At 68.8% G+C, this 15,040-nt stretch carries 14 protein-coding genes; 4 read left to right on the top strand and 10 right to left on the bottom strand.

The features are described 5' to 3' along the window. Positions 1-25: 25 nt before the first annotated feature. Positions 26-706 (top strand): NUDIX hydrolase, encoded by a 681-nt coding sequence (locus tag B141_RS0100290; protein ID WP_020573161.1) that lies wholly within the window; start codon positions 26-28, stop codon positions 704-706. Here the strand turns inward: B141_RS0100290 and ligD are convergent. Beyond that, complete coding sequence (ligD, locus tag B141_RS38220; protein WP_020573160.1) at positions 680-2,257, bottom strand: non-homologous end-joining DNA ligase; 1,578 nt, start codon at positions 2,255-2,257, stop codon at positions 680-682. The genes B141_RS0100290 and ligD overlap by 27 nt on opposite strands. A gap of 94 nt (positions 2,258-2,351) precedes the next feature. Between ligD and pepE the strand changes: the two genes are divergently transcribed. Further along, positions 2,352-3,107, top strand: a complete 756-nt coding sequence (gene pepE, locus B141_RS0100280) for a dipeptidase PepE (RefSeq protein WP_237742582.1) — start codon at positions 2,352-2,354, stop codon at positions 3,105-3,107. A 125-nt stretch (positions 3,108-3,232) separates the two neighbouring features. On the opposite strand, the gene B141_RS0100275 is transcribed toward pepE, so the two are convergent. The 8 genes from B141_RS0100275 to B141_RS0100240 all read right to left on the bottom strand — a co-directional run bounded on the left by B141_RS0100275 (position 3,233) and on the right by B141_RS0100240 (position 11,639). Continuing rightward, positions 3,233-4,228: an aminoglycoside phosphotransferase family protein gene (locus B141_RS0100275; protein WP_020573158.1), complete on the bottom strand. Its 996-nt coding sequence runs from the start codon at positions 4,226-4,228 to the stop codon at positions 3,233-3,235. A gap of 63 nt (positions 4,229-4,291) precedes the next feature. Beyond that, positions 4,292-5,224 carry a DUF1177 domain-containing protein gene (locus tag B141_RS0100270; protein WP_020573157.1) on the bottom strand — a complete coding sequence of 311 codons (933 nt, stop codon included), beginning with the start codon at positions 5,222-5,224 and terminating at the stop codon, positions 4,292-4,294. Continuing rightward, the gene (locus tag B141_RS38215; protein WP_040420272.1) at positions 5,221-5,925 is read right to left on the bottom strand and encodes an aspartate/glutamate racemase family protein; all 705 of its coding nucleotides are present in this window, start codon (positions 5,923-5,925) and stop codon (positions 5,221-5,223) included. Before B141_RS38215 ends, B141_RS0100270 begins: the two co-directional genes overlap by 4 nt. Positions 5,926-5,962: 37 nt before the next feature. Then, positions 5,963-6,679: an AroM family protein gene (locus B141_RS0100260; protein ID WP_020573155.1), complete on the bottom strand. Its 717-nt coding sequence runs from the start codon at positions 6,677-6,679 to the stop codon at positions 5,963-5,965. Next, entirely contained in the window at positions 6,676-7,959 is a 1,284-nt protein-coding gene (locus B141_RS0100255) for an alpha/beta fold hydrolase (protein WP_020573154.1), read from the bottom strand. Before B141_RS0100255 ends, B141_RS0100260 begins: the two co-directional genes overlap by 4 nt. 11 nt (positions 7,960-7,970) lie before the next feature. Then, the gene (locus B141_RS0100250) at positions 7,971-9,023 is read right to left on the bottom strand and encodes a 2,5-dihydroxypyridine 5,6-dioxygenase NicX family protein (protein ID WP_020573153.1); all 1,053 of its coding nucleotides are present in this window, start codon (positions 9,021-9,023) and stop codon (positions 7,971-7,973) included. 111 nt (positions 9,024-9,134) lie between these two features. Further along, positions 9,135-10,775 carry an OPT/YSL family transporter gene (locus B141_RS0100245; RefSeq protein WP_020573152.1) on the bottom strand — a complete coding sequence of 547 codons (1,641 nt, stop codon included), beginning with the start codon at positions 10,773-10,775 and terminating at the stop codon, positions 9,135-9,137. A gap of 57 nt (positions 10,776-10,832) precedes the next feature. Further along, on the bottom strand, positions 10,833-11,639 hold the full coding sequence (locus B141_RS0100240) for an IclR family transcriptional regulator (protein ID WP_020573151.1): 807 nt from the start codon (positions 11,637-11,639) through the stop codon (positions 10,833-10,835). A gap of 191 nt (positions 11,640-11,830) precedes the next feature. On the opposite strand from B141_RS0100240, the gene B141_RS38210 reads away from it, so the two are divergent. Further along, positions 11,831-12,622, top strand: a complete 792-nt coding sequence (locus tag B141_RS38210) for an alpha/beta fold hydrolase (protein WP_157180711.1) — start codon at positions 11,831-11,833, stop codon at positions 12,620-12,622. A gap of 185 nt (positions 12,623-12,807) precedes the next feature. Continuing rightward, on the top strand, positions 12,808-13,440 hold the full coding sequence (locus B141_RS0100230; RefSeq protein WP_020573149.1) for an O-methyltransferase: 633 nt from the start codon (positions 12,808-12,810) through the stop codon (positions 13,438-13,440). Positions 13,441-13,737: 297 nt separating this feature from the next. Here the strand turns inward: B141_RS0100230 and B141_RS0100225 are convergent, their stop codons facing one another. Beyond that, positions 13,738-15,012 carry a DUF2384 domain-containing protein gene (locus tag B141_RS0100225; protein WP_020573148.1) on the bottom strand — a complete coding sequence of 425 codons (1,275 nt, stop codon included), beginning with the start codon at positions 15,010-15,012 and terminating at the stop codon, positions 13,738-13,740. Between the last annotated feature and the right edge of the window lie 28 nt (positions 15,013-15,040).

The raw sequence follows: 15,040 nt of genomic DNA, 5'->3' as shown, positions 1-15,040 counted from the left end.
AAAACTCCCGAGATACTATCACCGCGTGAACCGACTGGGGCATGAGGTGCTGGCGGCGGTGCTCCAGGTCCGGTCTCGGTCACTTCAGGTCCTGCTGTGGCAACGGGCCCGCGAGCCGCAGGCCGGACACTGGGCACTGCCCGGCGGCCAGCTCGGCGCCGACGAGGACGTCGAGACGTCCGTACGCCGCCAGCTGGCCGAGAAGGTCGACGTACGCCACCTCTCCCACGTCGAGCAGCTCGCCGTCTTCAGCGGGCCCGACCGGGTGCCCGGCCCGCGGGTCATCGCGACCGCGTTCGTCGGCCTGGTGCCCAGCGACAACGACCCCGTGGTGCCCGCGGACACCCGCTGGTTCTCCATCGACGCGCTCCCCGAGACCGCGTTCGACCACGAGGCGATCATCCTTCGCGCCCGCGACCGGCTGCGTAACAAGCTCTCCTACACCAACCTGGGGTTCGCGCTGGCACCCCCGGCGTTCACCGTCTCGGCCTTGCGCGAGATCTATTCCGCGGCACTCGGACACCGGGTGTCGGCGACCAACCTGCAGCGGGTCCTCTCCCGGCGCGGACAGCTCACACCGACCGGACAGACCGTCTCCCCAGGGCCGACTGGCGGGCGTCCCGCGGCATTGTTTCGCTTCACCTGCAGGGATATCCGCATCACGGACCCGTTCGCGGTGCTAAGACCGCCGAACGCCCGGCGGTGAGCCGGCCGAGGGCGCCTCGGTCTCATCGGGCGGTGGCGCCGGCACCTCCCTCACCACCTGGATGGCCTGCTTGTCGTCGCGTAGTCCTTGGTACGACGGATGGCGTAGCGTGCCCGCCTTCGTCCATTCCGAGAACGCCACCTCGCAGACGAGCCGCGGCTCGACGAAGGTGGCTCCCCGCTCGGGCTGGCGCCCGGAGAACGGGCTCGCGTCGATGCGGAGCGGCTCCAGCAACTCCTTCAGCCGGCGTAGTTCCGCGGTGTCGAAGCCGGTGCCGACCTTGCCCGCGAAGCGGAGTCGGAGCTCACCGCCGTTGCCGGTGGCGTAGTAGCCCATGAGCAGGGCACCGAGTTCGCCGGAGCGGCGCCCCGCACCCGGGATCCAGCCACCGATGACGAACTCCTGCCGCTGGACGTTCTTGATCTTCAACCAGTCACGGGAACGCCGGCCGGGCTGATAACCGCTGTTCAGCCGCTTGGCGACGATCCCCTCCAGCTGCTGTTCCCTGCTGGCCTGGAGGAACGCCACACCGTCCCCGCGCTGGTAGCCGGGTGTGTGCCAGTGCGAGCCGGACAGCCCGAGCGCCTCCAGCTCACGGCGTCGTTCCTCGTACGACATCCCGAACAGGAGACGGCCGTCGAGGAACAGCAGGTCGAAGATGATGTACGTGACGGGTACCTCGCGCTGGCGCCGGCGGATCTCAGCCTCCGAGGTCAGGTGCATGCGCCGCTGTAGAGCCTGGAAGCTCGGCCGGCCCCGCGCGTCCAGGGCGACGAGCTCGCCGTCAAGGATGACCTGACGAGCGCCCAGAGTGCGGGTGAGGCCACGGACCTCCGGATACTGCGCCGAGATGTCGAGGAGGTTCCGGCTGACGAGGCGAAGCCGTCCGGGCTGCCCATAGGCGAGGGCGCGAACTCCGTCCCACTTGATCTCATAGCCCCATTCGTCCTGATCCGCGGGCAGTTTGGAGAGCGTCGCCAGCATCGGCTCTAGATCCGTGGGCATCTGATCACGGCCCGGCTCGGGCGGACCCATCCGGTGTGAGGCGGGGGTGGGCTCAGACGGGCGAAGCCCGCGTGGGACCGGAACCAAACGCAGCAGCCAGTCCTTGTCACGGGTCTGGAAGAGCGCGAAACGCCCATTCACCCGGTGGCCGTGAAGGTGTACGACGACCTCTGTGTCGGTGAACTTCTCCGCGTCGTACTCGCCGGTGTCCCAGATCGTCATGGTTCCGGCGCCGTACTCCCCCGCCGGAATACTGCCCTCGAAGTCGAGATACTCAATCGGATGATCCTCGGTGTGGACGGCCAGCCGCTTCTCCCGCGGATCGTCGGGGAACCCGCGCGGCAGCGCCCAGGACACCAGAACGCCCTCATGTTCGAGCCGGAGATCCCAGTGCAGGCGGCGCGCGTGGTGTTCCTGAACGACGAAGCGGGGGCGCTTGCGCTTCGCTCCGCGTCGCGGGCGGGCCGCGCGACCACGAGGCTCCGGTGTCTGAGCGAAGGACCGGCGACTCCGGTAGCTCGCCAGCTTGCTGTCGTCGCGGGTCATGGTCGATCCGGGGACTCCGAAACGTCTGGTCCTTGTTGACGCGTGCCCGGGACGAGCGGGCTGAAACCCGGGCCGTCCGTACCAGCCGGCCTCGATGGGTCTTGTACGTTCGGGCACCATGGACCTGCTGCTGCTGTCAAACTCCCGCAATCACGGCCAGGGTTTCCTCGAGCACGCGCTCGACGAGATCAGCGACTTCCTCGCCGGGTGCGACCGGATCGCCTTCGTCCCCTACGCACTTCGTGACCATGACGGCTACACCGCGACGGTGGCCGGCGCGCTTGCTCCGCGTGGCATCGAGGTCATCGGGGTCCACACCGCCGCCGACCCGCGCACGGTCATCGCGGACGTACGCGCGGTCTTCGTGGGAGGGGGCAACTCGTTCCGGCTCCTCAAGACCCTTCAGGCCACGGGTCTGCTGGAGCTGATCGGCGACCGCGTGCGGGCGGGCGACCTGCGGTACATTGGCTCGAGCGCGGGCACCAACATGGCAAGCCCGTCCGTGCGGACCACCAACGACATGCCGATCGTGCAGCCTTCGACGTTCGACAGCTTCGGGTTCGTGCCGTTCCAGATCAACCCGCACTATCTCGACCCCGACCCGGGCAGCACCCACATGGGCGAGAGCCGCGAGCAACGCCTGCAAGAATTCCTCGAGGACAACGACGTGACGGTGCTCGGCCTGCGCGAGGGCAGTTGGCTCCGCGTCGCCGACAGGCAAGCACGCCTTGACGGCCGCAACGGTGCCAGGCTCTTCGTTCGTGGCGAGGAACCCCGCGAACTCCCGCCGGGCGACGACGTGTCGTACCTCCTCGACCTCACCCCCCGGTACGACCTACCGGGTGAGTGACGGCTGGCAGGGTTGGGATTGAGGGCTGACCGCTGCCGCTGGGGTAGGGGCTGGTTGTCGGGGCTGGGGCGTGCGGTGACGCGCCCGGCGTCTTTGTGCGAAGGCAATGGAGACCTTTCCTTCCGTCACCTGGATCCAGGCGTGCTGCCCGCGGCGGCGACCCCGTCAGTCGCGGGCCCGATGGCGGCGCGGCAACGGGCAAGCCTGGCGGCACCCCATGCGTCGTTCATTCCCTGACGGTTTTGTTCTTCGAAGTACGCCAACTCCGCCAGCGTGAAGAGCAGGTGCACCTCCCCCGCGGTAGGCAGCTCTGCCTCGCGACGTCCCGCGACATAGGCGTCCCACATCGCCCGGCGAAGCCTCGCGAAGTCCGGCTCCCACGAGAAGATGCCGAATCCCCACTCACCGAAGTCGAAATCGTGGAGCGGATGGCCCATTCCCGCCGTGTCCCAGTCGAGCACAGTGTTCACCTGACCGTGGGCGTCGACAAGGAGTTGGTTCTCGCACACGTCGCCGTGGACAAGCACAGGCGTCATGGTCGACAAGGACCGTATGGTCGCCCGCCAGATCGCCGACCAGGAAGGCTTCGCGTCCAGAAGGCGCACCACCGCGTCGACGGCACCGTCCGCCCGGTCTGGGTCGAGGAAGGAGCTCAGCCATCCCTGCTTCGTGGCGCCGTGCGCACCGCGAAGTAGCTCAGGAGGCAGCAGCGCGACGTCGATCCGATGCCAGGTCGCGATCACTCCGCCCAGGCTGGCCAGCATCCGCTCGACCTCGTCAAGACCGGCGCGCTCATCGACCCGCTGCCAGCTGGCGCCTGGCCGGCGTTCGAAGGCGACGAACGGACCGGCCGAGACCGCGCCGTCCGGCCACTGCCCGAGCACCCGCGGCACACAACTGACACCCAACGCGGACAGGATCTCGCAGGTCCGTGCGCCACGGAGCAGCGCCGCGTCGCGACCACGGCGGGGAAACAGGAACGCGCGATCATCGCTCAGCACCGCCAGCTTCGACCAGCCGGCAAAACTCACGTCCAGGTTGGCGTTTCCGACACCCGTGAGCTCCCGGAACCGGCGCAGGTCGGGAGGTGCGAGGACAGCATGGACCAGCTCATCTGCCACGGGCCGGATTCTCCCGCACTCCCGCCGCGCCCTCACCTGATTTTGCGCGAACGTGAAAGGCCCTCAGTCGCCGAGCGTCTGGAGTTTGGTCATCGGGCCGTACATCGCGACGAGCCGGGCGAACTCCTCCTCGTTGTAGAACGCGCAGGCCCCGCGCCCGAAGTCCTTCGCCACCTCGATACAGAACCGCACCGCCGCGTCGACGCTGGGCAGGTCCGTGGCACCCGTCGCCGAACCCGCCACCGCCGTCTCCGTCGTCAGCGCGACACCGACCACCGGAGCCGTGGTCGCCGTGGCCGGCTGCAAGATGGAGTTGACATGGTGAACGTCGTTGCCGTACGGCGTGATGTCCTGCATCGCCAGCGGCAACACCACCGGCAGGCGTCCGGTCACCCGTTGCTGTACGGCCAGCAGATCCTCGCTGGTACGCAGGATCCAGCCTTCCTTCACGGTGGGCGAGATGGCGAAGCCGAGGTGGTTGCAGATCCGGTTGCCCTTGGTGGTGTCGACCGAGAGCACCGCGTCGGCGGCCGGGTCGACCTCCTGCGCGTTCATCTCCGCGATACCGACCGGCGAATCCATGAACGGCACCGGATCGTGCGGCCTGGTCGGCGCGTCAGGGCAGATGTGGGTGGCGATGACCACGTCGCCGGCGAGGACGTCGCCACGGTCGCGCATCGACGCGAGCTTCGCCGCTGTCGCCACCGCCACGAGCGCACCGTCCCCGTCGGAGACGAACCCGATCTGCTCCGGCCGCGCGCCCAGACCTCCAAGCCGCCCGATGATGGACAGGGTCGGCGCCGTACCGCCTGCCTGCCGACCGGCCGATCCCGGGACGACCACGCGCACGAAGTCGGTACTCCCCTTCTCGCCCGTCACCGTCTCAACGTGGACGTCGCGCGCACCCGCCGCGCGAAGGAAGTCGGCGACGGCGTTGCCCTTGACCGAAGGGTCGTCGAGGAGGTCATAAGCATCAATGACGTGGCGCCAACTCATGGCGTGGTCGTTCCTTTCGTGACGGTGGTGGGGTGGGCGTCGCGTCCGAGGGCGTACGACGCGACCAGGCCGGCGGCGAGCACCGCGTCGACGACGGGTACACCGAGTTCGGACCTGATCCGGGCGCCCAGCCCGATCGTGGTGAAGCCTGTGCAGGCGAAGAGGACGACGTCAGCGCCAGCGTCGACGAGTGTCCAGGCCGCCTTGACAGCGCGGTCGTCGGCGCCGGGTTCGAGCAGGTCGGTCGTCCGCCGGACGCCGTCGGGCCGCGCCGCGGTGACGAACCGCTCGCCGAGGACCTCGCGCACCGCTGCCGGCGCGTCGGCGGTGATTCCCAGAACGCCGACCTTCCCGCCCAACGCGAGCGCCGTCGCGGCGCCGGCCGATCCCGCACCCACAACAGGCACCTTGACCGCCGCCCTGACCTCGGCCAGCGCGGGGTCAGCCGCGCAGCTGATCAGCAGGCAGCCGGCGCCGTCGGCGACGAGACCGCTTGCCACGCCGACGATCTTGGGGACGGCACGCGCCTCGGACTCCTCGTCGTACACACCGTGTGGCTGGTCGGGAATGCAGCGGGACAGCGTCCGCAGCGCGTACCGTTCCTCGATCCACTTCCCGTGAGTTTCGACGAACCTCCGGTCCGAGCTGCTGACGACCCGAATGATCCCCACGAACGGCGGTCGGACTATTCGCTCGCTCATGAGGCACCCCACAGGCTGTATTGGACTATTCGCTCGCTCATGCGGCGGCCTCCCCCGCAAGCCGGGCGACGACGGACCGGGCCAGTAGCACGGGTACGTCGCTGACCGCTCGCGCCGCCGCGCGCATCTCCTCGGTGTAGCCCATGCAGTCCAGAAGGATCCAGCGCACGCCCCTGCTCGCAAGCTGCCGAGCCGCCGCCGCGACCGCATCGCGGGCACCCTCGACATACGGCGAGGCGGCGACCACCTCGACGCGCCCGGCAACCCCGGACCATTTCCCAAGGCTCATGCCCTCCTGCTCCGGCAGCGGGCAGATCACGCCGAGCACCCCGTCCGGCTCGGCACCACACAGGCCCCGCACACCGGCGACGAAGAGGCGTTCGGCCAACAGCAACGGACGTTGGTGGTCCAGCGCCGGAAACTCGCCCGTACACACGACGAGCGTCGCGTCAACCCCGGCTTGCGCGGGATCCTCCAGCCACCGGATCGCCACCTGGACGCGAGCCATCATCGGGTCGTGGTCGAGGACCACTGCTGACCCATCCGCGAGGCGGGTCGTCAAGACATGGTTGGCGGTGCCAGAAGGCGCCAGGGCGGCGATCTCGTCAGGTGACAGCCCGTCGAGTGCGCCGCGCTCGACGATCTCCACCTCCGTCCCTGCCACCGCTGACCGCAACCACGGCAGCATCTCCGGCACCATGTCGATCCGTGGTGACTGGCCGATCGTCACCACACCCAGCGTCCCGTTCGTCATGGCGTCTCCTTGGCGAGGGCGAATAGATGGTTGAGTACGTCGCCCACCCGCAGGCCGTCATGCTCGTGCTCGTTGGTGATCCAGGGTGTCAGCCGGTTGACCGCCGCCGCCGTCTCGAGTGAGAGCTCCCGCGCGACGTACATGTCGTCGTAGTAGATCGCCGCGTAGGTGGGAACGTCGTTGCGGGCGAGCTGGTCGGCGTCGTAGAGCACCGGCCAGTCGTCCTTGTCCGCAAGGAGGTTCGCGACGTCGCGCAACGGGGCCAGCGCGGGATCCTCGGCGAAGAAGTGTGGATAGATCATCTCGCCGGTGAAGAGGAACGGCCGGCCCTCCCCCAGCGCGAACTCCGGCCGCTCGCCATACAGTCGTTCCGCCGACCACGCTGACGCGCTGCCCTGGCAGTAGATCGGCTCGTGCAGCACGGCGTACAACGGATTCGTCGCGAAGCTCACAGCGCTCGAGATGCCAGCCAGGAAGGTGTCTGACAACTCAGGACCACCCGGCCCGTCCACGAACGCCTCCTCGAGCAGGTAGTGCAGCACGTCGAAGTCGGACCGCATCCCCAGGCGCATACCGGTGGTCTGGAACCGCCGCGGGCTGAGCCGCTCACCCGTCGGCAGCCGCACGTCATCACGGGTCAACCGCGCCACGATCCGCGCGCACAACTCCTGGTCGTCCGGATGCCGGGCGAAGTAGGCCGCGTTCTTTTCCAGCGTGCGGACGTAGGTCAGCGCGTAAACGTCGTCAGCGGTGCCCGACAACGGTGGCAGACCGCCCGTGACGAACGCCTCCCGCACGCCGTGCGGTGCGAAGGAGAGGTACGTCAGCGTGCAGAATCCGCCGTAGCTTTGGCCGAGGACGCTCCAGGGTTCGTCACCCTGGAGTTCCTTGCGAAGGCATTCGGAGTCGGCCACGATCGCGTCCGCCCGAAAGTGCGTGAGGTAGTCCGCCTGGCTCTCCGGCCCGCCTCGCTTGGCCAGCGTCTGGCGGTTGGCCGGCGTGGAGAGCCCGGTGCCACGCTGGTCGAGGATGACGACGCGGCAGTCCTTCAGCGCCCGACCGAGCCACCCACTCCGGCTGGTCGGCCGCAGGCCCTTCCCACCGGGACCGCCCTGCAGGAAGAGCAGGCGCGGGAGGTCCGCGTCCGCCTTGGCCGCGTCCACGACCTCGCGGGCGTAGATCTCGATCCGCTCACCTTCCGGATCCGTGTGATCCAGGGGTACGTCGAGCGTGTACTCCGTGCAGGCAAGGCCGCGTTGACGATAGGTGCGAGTGCGCATGCGGGACCCTCTCAGTAGCCGGCGACACCGAGGTTCCGGCAGATCTCGACCAGCTCCGGATGTACGTACCGTCCGTCGATCTCGATCGCCTTGCCGTCAAGATAGATCGACGGGTTGAGCAGGCTTCCGTCGGTGTGTGCCGCCGCCACCCACGGCTCACCACCGATCCACGCGCCCTTGGTGCCAAGGCCCAGCTCGACACATCCGAAGACCCGCTCGTCCTCGACGATCCGGCCGGTCGGCTGGGTGACGCCGGGGTTGAAACCCAACGACCAGTGGGCGATGCGGAACATGTTCGGGTCGTCGTGGCTCTCCATCCAACGCTGGAACGTCGTGGCGTCCGCGTCCCCGTCGATCGACGTCACCACGCCACCCGCGACCTCCATCCGGATCGGTGCGCGCAGCAGGCCAAGCTCGGCCGGCGGCCACACCGCTCCGTCGAAGACGAGGACACCTTCCTGCGTTTCCTCCAACGGATTCCAGGAGATCTGGCCGGCCAGCATCACCGTCTCACCGGGCTTCTCGGCCGGCTTGCCACGCAGGTTGATCGGACGTCCGCCGTTGCGTGCCCGCAGGTCCGTCCCGGCGGGCGTGGTGATCCGTACCTCGTCGGCCTTCTCCAGCAGGCCACACAACGCCCGCCCAAGCTCCATCACGCCCGGAAAGTCCACCCGCGCGATCGTGTTGACGAGCATCTGGACGTCCATACCGGTGAGGTTGGCGTACCGCGTCCCGCTCGCCATCGCCGCGCGGAACGCGTCGGAATGCATGATGTACGCCAGCGCGAACTCGATCCACACGTCGGAGCGGGCGATCGCCCCCGCGACCGGTCCGGGTGGCTCCATCGCCGAGGTCGGCCGGGTTTCGTACCACACAACCGTCGGTGTCGCGCCGGCCGCCGCGACCGCCTGGGCGGTGAGCTCGACGACCCGCGCGTCGGTCGAGGTGTCGGCGGTGAGGACGACATCCTCGCCAGGCTTGACGAGCATGATCTGCTCGACCAGCTTGCGGGCGCCAACCGCCGCCTCGTAAGCGAGATACTCCGGCCTCGACTCAATGCTCATGCGCGTCCTCGCTTCGCTCCGGGCGCCCATGAGGCACTCAGGGCGCTGTGTTGATTGGCTCGCTCACTCACGCTTCCTCCTCACACGAACCGGGCTGACGGCGAACGTCGTTCATCGGATCACGCGGCTCACGTCGGACAGCGAGTTACCCGCGATGATTCCCGCGCCGATGAGGTTGAGGTCGCTCTCGGCCTTCGGTCCCTTGACCTTCCGCCATACGACCCGCAGGATCAGCGCGGCGAACACCAGCCAGCAGGCCCACGGCGTCAGGATCAGCAGACCCGTCGCGAGCATCACGCCCATCTGGCGTGAGGGTCCCCCGAGTAGCTGCACGATCGCACCCGGGATGGCCCACAGAAGGATGTTGATCAGCGTCGAGGACTCTCCGAGACCCGCGGCGACCGTGTCGGCGTACACCTTCGACACCGGCGGGATCAGGTTGTCGGCGAAGTACGACTGCCAGGTCACCGCGACGATGACGAGCGCGACACCGAATCCGACGAGCTGCGCGATGTACTGCTGCTTTCGGCCGGCCCGCTCCACCAGGCGGTACGGCGTTCCACCCTTGCGGACGATCCACCCGGCCTTGAAGTCGTAGCCCATGTCAGCGAACGCCGGACCGGTCGCGGCGACGTACGAGACGAACAACGCCAGCGGAATCGTCGGGATCCCGATGACCAGCCCGAGCACCAGGAAAATAAGGGTGACCGCGAAGGCGGGGAACCACCCCGAGTGCATGGCCGCCAGCCCGACGATCAACTCGTGCACCAGTGCGGCGAACCCCGCGAGCAGGCACCACCCGACCATCTGCAGCGGGGAGAGGTGCCCGAGCACACCGCCCAGGACGGCGACCACCAACGCGCCCAGCGTGAACAGCACGTAGCCCTCGCTCAGGGCACGCCGCAGCCGGGCCTCGTCGACGGTGGCACCCTGCTCCTCGACGTGCCGGGCATGGGCACCCGCGCGCTCCGCCTCGTGCTCCCGGCCGGTGCGTTCGCGCCGTACCAGCAAGACGATCGCCTGCCCGAGCGCGACCAGCCCCGCGCCCACCATCACACCGTGCGGGATGTAGAGCCCGTTGATGTCGATTCCGAACCACGGTTCGCTGTACTGCCGTAGCCCGAGTCCGACGCCGAACATCAGAAGCGCCCAGATGTTGCCGATCAGGGCGACGCCGGCCGCCGACATGGGCAGTTTGAGGATCGAGCCGACCAGCCCGACCAGGCCACCGAGGCCGAGGACCACGGCGCGCCGACCACCTTCGTCACCGGCGATGAGCGTCTCGGCGGCGGCCACTCCGGGCGGCCACGCCTCGCGGCCGGGAAAGAGCTTGGAGTCGAAGATCCGGTAGAGCACGAACGCGTCGACGAAGAGTCCGATCGCCGCACCCGCCAGCATCGGCCAGACGAGATCCGGACGGCCGAGGGCGAACGGCACCGCGATCGGCACGAGGAGGGAGTTCGCCGCCGCGAACGTCGCACCGGAGATCGCGCTCTGCACGAGGTTCTGCCGGTGGATCGAGCGCATGTCGCGCAGCCGCCAGAGCGGGATCCGCCCGACCAGCATCGCCACCAGCGCTCCGATGACCGAGGTGTTGGCGGTGACGCCGAGCGTGGTGACGAGGTGGAGCCCGATGAAGGCCCCGAGTACGGACAGAACGACGGTCAGGCCGAGAACGACGGGCTCGACCGCTCGGGGGTGTGAGTCCGCACCCTTGAGGTCGGCGCCCTTGAGGGGGGAGGTGGTGGACATGGTGCTCCTCGCGGCCGGCTCACCACGACAGGGAGTCAGCCGGACGTTGTGCGTGCGTCAGCCGGATCCGCTCAGCAGGTCGCCGAGGCGCTGGGCGGCGCCGCGGACGAGGTCGACGGCGGTGTCGACCTTGGTTGCCATACGGTCGTGCGGGCCGATGATGACGATCGATCCGATGATCTGGTCGAGGGCGAAGCAGGGCGCCGCCACGGAGGTGACGTTGGCGTCGTACTCGCCGTGGGAGATCGCGACGCCCTCGGCGCGAACCTTGGCGTACGTCCTGGCAAGGGTGTCCCAGTCCGTGAGCGTCAGCTCGTTGTAACGAGCCAGCGGAGCGTCGCCCAGCAGCCGGCGTACCTCGTCCTGGGGGTAGAAGGCGAAGATCGCGTGACCGGCCGCGCCACCGTGGGCGGGGATCGTCGCCCCCACGGTGCCCGAGTAGCGCACGGGACCGTCGGCGTCGACGGCCACCGCACAGCGGTATGCCGCACCGTGCGGGACGTTGAGGATGGTGCTCTCCCCGATCCGGCGGGAGAGCTCGGCGAGCACGGGCCGGGCGGTGGCTTCGAGGGTGCCGCCGCGTTCGGCCGCGCGGGCGAGCACGCCCACGCTCGCACCGAGACGGTAGCGGCGGGTCTCGGGATCGGCGAGCACGAAGCCGCGCCGCGCGAGCGTCGCCAGGAGCCGTTGCGTCACCGACTTGTCGAGCGCGAGTTCCCTCGCCAGCTCGGTGACACCCCACTCAGGACGGTCACGGAACGCAAGGAGAACCTGCAGCGCCCGGTCCGCGGTCTGGAGTACGCCGGAATCCCGTCGGGGCGCGGTCGTCCCGGCGTTCGGCACGCCCACATCTTCCACACCCATTCGAGGCTCCTGTGTAACATTCCGGAAACTGTTGTGATAAACACAACGCCGTTGCGCTATTCGCACGCGCGTCGGCACTATGCCTCCGACCGGAGTTCGGCGTCAAGTCACTTCTGACTCAGGACACAAGTTGTGGCCAGAATGCGGGAGACGGCTCGTGGTTGCCCCGGGCTGTCCGCTTTGATATGCGGATGACTCTTCGGTGGGAGCCACTCGGGCCCGTGCGCGGCCGGTTGGTGCTCCTTCACGGCGAGGTATCCCGGGCCTCGACGTGGTGGCGGATCGGCCCCGAACTCGCCGAACACGGCTGGCACGTGGTCGCGCTCGACCTGCCCGGCCACGGCACGTCACCACGGATCGACCGGCCGCTCCACCTGCCGACGCTGGTCCAGGGGGTCACCGAACGCCTGCCCGGCCAGCTTGACCTCCTCGTCGGGCACGGACTCGGCGCGGTCGTCTCCCTCGCTCTCGCCAGCCGCTACGTCAACCTCGCCCACGCGGTGGTTCTCGAAGATCCGTTGAGCTCCGGCGCCGACGAGCGCGCCGCCATCGTCGACGCCGTCGTGGCCGAGTCCTCGATGGTGCGTTCGGGTCGCGAGCGGTTCGTCGAGCGACTGGGCGCGGACCATCCGCGCTGGGCGCCCGAAGACATCCAGTACGCCGTCGAGGGCATCGAGGCCGCGGACGTTCCAGCGCTCGTCGCCGGCCTGCGCGCGCCGCGCCCCTGGGATCTTCCCGCGATGCTCGGCACCCTCCGCACGCCGGCGCTCTTCGTCGTCGCTCCAGACGAGCCCGATCCGTCCGGTCGGGGCCGGCTCAGCACGCTTCGTGGTCTGGACCGGTTGACGTTCGAGCGGCGGGTCAGGGCCGAGCGGTTCGCGGTCCTCGACGGGGGCCATCACCTCCACCGGGACGTACCCGAGCAGTGGGTGAAGACCGTGCTGGAGTTCGCCGACGTCGTACGCCCCGCCCGGCGGACCTGACTGGGCCGGGAGGTGGCAGGGACACGCCCTCGCCGGACTGCTCGCAAGCTCCCTTGACGTCTCGTCGAGTGAGTGTCTCCGCCACCTCCCGCGTCGCCTTGTCTGCCATGACTCCACCAGGAGTTCACCGAGCGCTTCTCCGTACGCGGGCAGGCGTTCGCAGGTCCTCAACTACGGTGACGCGGGTGCTTTTCGACGAGGTGGCCGCAGCCGTACGCGGCGTTCCGCACATGACCCGCTCACAGGGCCAGGTGCTCTATGAGTTCATCAGGGAGACCCGCCCTCGCCGAATCCTCGAACTCGGCTTCGCCAGTGGAGTCTCCAGTTGTTACCTGGCGGCGGCCCTGGACGAGCTGGGCACGGACGGCCACGTCCTGACGATTGATCGGAAGAACGCGCGGGACCGGTCTCCGACCATCGACGAGCTGCTCGGCAAGTGCGGCTTGACACACCGCGTGACACCGATCTTCGCCGACACCTCCTATACCTGGGAGTTGCAGCGCCTCCTCGAGCGGGATCCGGTTCCGGCGTTCGACTTCGTCTTCATCGATGGTGCGCACACGTGGGACGTGGACGGGTTCGCATTCCTGCTCGCCGACCAGATGCTGCGGCCGGGTGGCTGGGTTCTTTTCGACGACCTGGACTGGACGCTCGATAGCTCACCGACCCTCAAGAACATGACGTGGGTGCGCCAGCTGCCCGCCGAGCAACGGTCGACCCCGCAGGTACGCAAGGTGTACGAACTCCTGGTCAGGCAGAACCCCGCCTACGGCGCGTTCCGCGATGAGAACGGGTGGGGCTGGGCCCGCAAGAACTGATCCAGAAGTCAGGTGAGACCACTCCCGGGCTGCGGCGAAACGTGGCCCTACGCATCCGCGAACCCGACGGACCCAGAAGAACCTTCGCCCAAGGCGCCGCGCGGCATCGTGAAGGTGGCGGGAGGCGACTTGGCGGAGGTGTCTCGGCTTCTATGCCGACACTCCTCCGCCAAGTCATCGCAACCTGGGTGGGCGCCGGACCGCCGACGGCCTGGTTCCCGCCCCCAAGATCCAGCAACCTGTCCTAGCCGGGCAACACTCAAGCGGAGCCTTCACAACCGCTCAGCCGAAGGCTGCTCAGTGTTGGGGGCCGTGCGCGCGGGCCTGCCACGCTGTCAACGCGGCCTTGCGCCCCACCTCGGTGAGCGCGTATTCGGGCCCACGCCAGCGGTCGTCGATCAGACCCAACGCCAGGCCGCGGCGAATCCAGTCCCAGACCGCTTCCGTGGTCGCCGACAGGGACACCTGGCCGCCGCCCTTCACCCGGAAGTCGGGGGCAACCGCGTCATGAATCGTCGCGGCTATGGTCTCGGCCTTTTTTGGTTCGCGGAACAACAACGCCGCGGCGAGTTCAGAAACCCGGATGTCGAAGATGTGCTCGCCCAGCCACGCGACCGCGCCCACCTCCCACATCCGCGCGGGATCGGCCACCACCGTGCGTCCCAATGGTGACAGCCGCAACTCGTCCTTCCGCTTGATGACCAGCTTGTGCTGCCGGGCGACTTCGCGAAGCTTCGTCAGCGGCGGCAGGTTGACCTCGCGGCTGGCGAGGTAGGGCGGCGCGCTCCATTCGAACCGCTCGTCGCCCTCCCGCACCATGTCTGGTGGAAGGTAGCCACGCTCGGTCAGGCGGATGCTCGTGCCGATCCGCCGGAGGAACCAGTCCAGCGGTGCGGGCTCGCCCTCGGGCGCCGGCACCGGCTCGCGCAGGAGCGGCGCCACGTCGCCCAGGATGACGGTCCGCGCGGGCGTACCCGTGTCCACCCACTCCTCCCGCCGGACGGTGTGGATCACGTCGACGGGGCGCCAGCCGTCGAAGTAGTGCGAGGGTGAGGTGAGCCAGCGGACGGCGAGCGCCTTCTGGCGCTGCTGCCAGCCGCGCGTGCCGGGGATGTACTCGCCGGCGATCACGGCCGCCTCGAGCACCCGCTGGAGTTCGTCGTACGCGTTGGCCTCGGCGCCGCCCATGATCCGGCCCCACGTGAGGACGTCAGTGTCGGGCGGCTTCGTGCCGGTCCGGTCGAACGCGGCGTTCGCGGCGAGCACGCCTTCCTCGCGCGAGCGCGCATACGCCGCAAGGATCTCGCGGGTCTCGTCGGAGCGCGCGAGCGCGGCAAGGCTCGGGCGCCCGGCGAGGTCGAACACCTGCGCGCCGGCCTCGACGACCTGCGGCCACTGTGGCTCCGGGACCGCCCAGCGGTTCGGTAGGTCGATCCACAGCATCCGCCGGACGTCAGCGAGCCCGAGTTCGGTGAACTCCATGACGTCGCCGACCAACCAGTCGACCACCGCGCGGGCATGACCAGCAAGGTCTGGGGGGACCCGGGCGAGGAGGGGGTCATGGCGACCCATGAGCCGGACTTCCTTTCCCGTCGAACGT

It is taken from the genome of Actinopolymorpha alba DSM 45243, assembly GCF_000373925.1.
Lineage (GTDB): Bacteria > Actinomycetota > Actinomycetes > Propionibacteriales > Actinopolymorphaceae > Actinopolymorpha > Actinopolymorpha alba.
This window is presented reverse-complemented; position numbering and strand designations above follow the sequence as displayed.

What these genes read in the sequence shown, in the direction of transcription:
- B141_RS38210 (WP_157180711.1), top strand. Translation starts at nt 11,831, where the DNA reads ATGACTCTTCGGTGGGAGCCACTCGGGCCCGTGCGCGGCCGGTTGGTG.
- B141_RS0100260 (WP_020573155.1), bottom strand. Translation starts at nt 6,679, where the DNA reads ATGACGAACGGGACGCTGGGTGTGGTGACGATCGGCCAGTCACCACGG.
- B141_RS0100240 (WP_020573151.1), bottom strand. Translation starts at nt 11,639, where the DNA reads ATGGGTGTGGAAGATGTGGGCGTGCCGAACGCCGGGACGACCGCGCCC.
- B141_RS0100255 (WP_020573154.1), bottom strand. Translation starts at nt 7,959, where the DNA reads ATGCGCACTCGCACCTATCGTCAACGCGGCCTTGCCTGCACGGAGTAC.
- B141_RS0100225 (WP_020573148.1), bottom strand. Translation starts at nt 15,012, where the DNA reads ATGGGTCGCCATGACCCCCTCCTCGCCCGGGTCCCCCCAGACCTTGCT.
- B141_RS0100270 (WP_020573157.1), bottom strand. Translation starts at nt 5,224, where the DNA reads ATGAGTTGGCGCCACGTCATTGATGCTTATGACCTCCTCGACGACCCT.
- B141_RS38215 (WP_040420272.1), bottom strand. Translation starts at nt 5,925, where the DNA reads ATGAGCGAGCGAATAGTCCGACCGCCGTTCGTGGGGATCATTCGGGTC.
- ligD (WP_020573160.1), bottom strand. Translation starts at nt 2,257, where the DNA reads ATGACCCGCGACGACAGCAAGCTGGCGAGCTACCGGAGTCGCCGGTCC.
- B141_RS0100245 (WP_020573152.1), bottom strand. Translation starts at nt 10,775, where the DNA reads ATGTCCACCACCTCCCCCCTCAAGGGCGCCGACCTCAAGGGTGCGGAC.
- pepE (WP_237742582.1), top strand. Translation starts at nt 2,352, where the DNA reads ATGGGTCTTGTACGTTCGGGCACCATGGACCTGCTGCTGCTGTCAAAC.
- B141_RS0100250 (WP_020573153.1), bottom strand. Translation starts at nt 9,023, where the DNA reads ATGAGCATTGAGTCGAGGCCGGAGTATCTCGCTTACGAGGCGGCGGTT.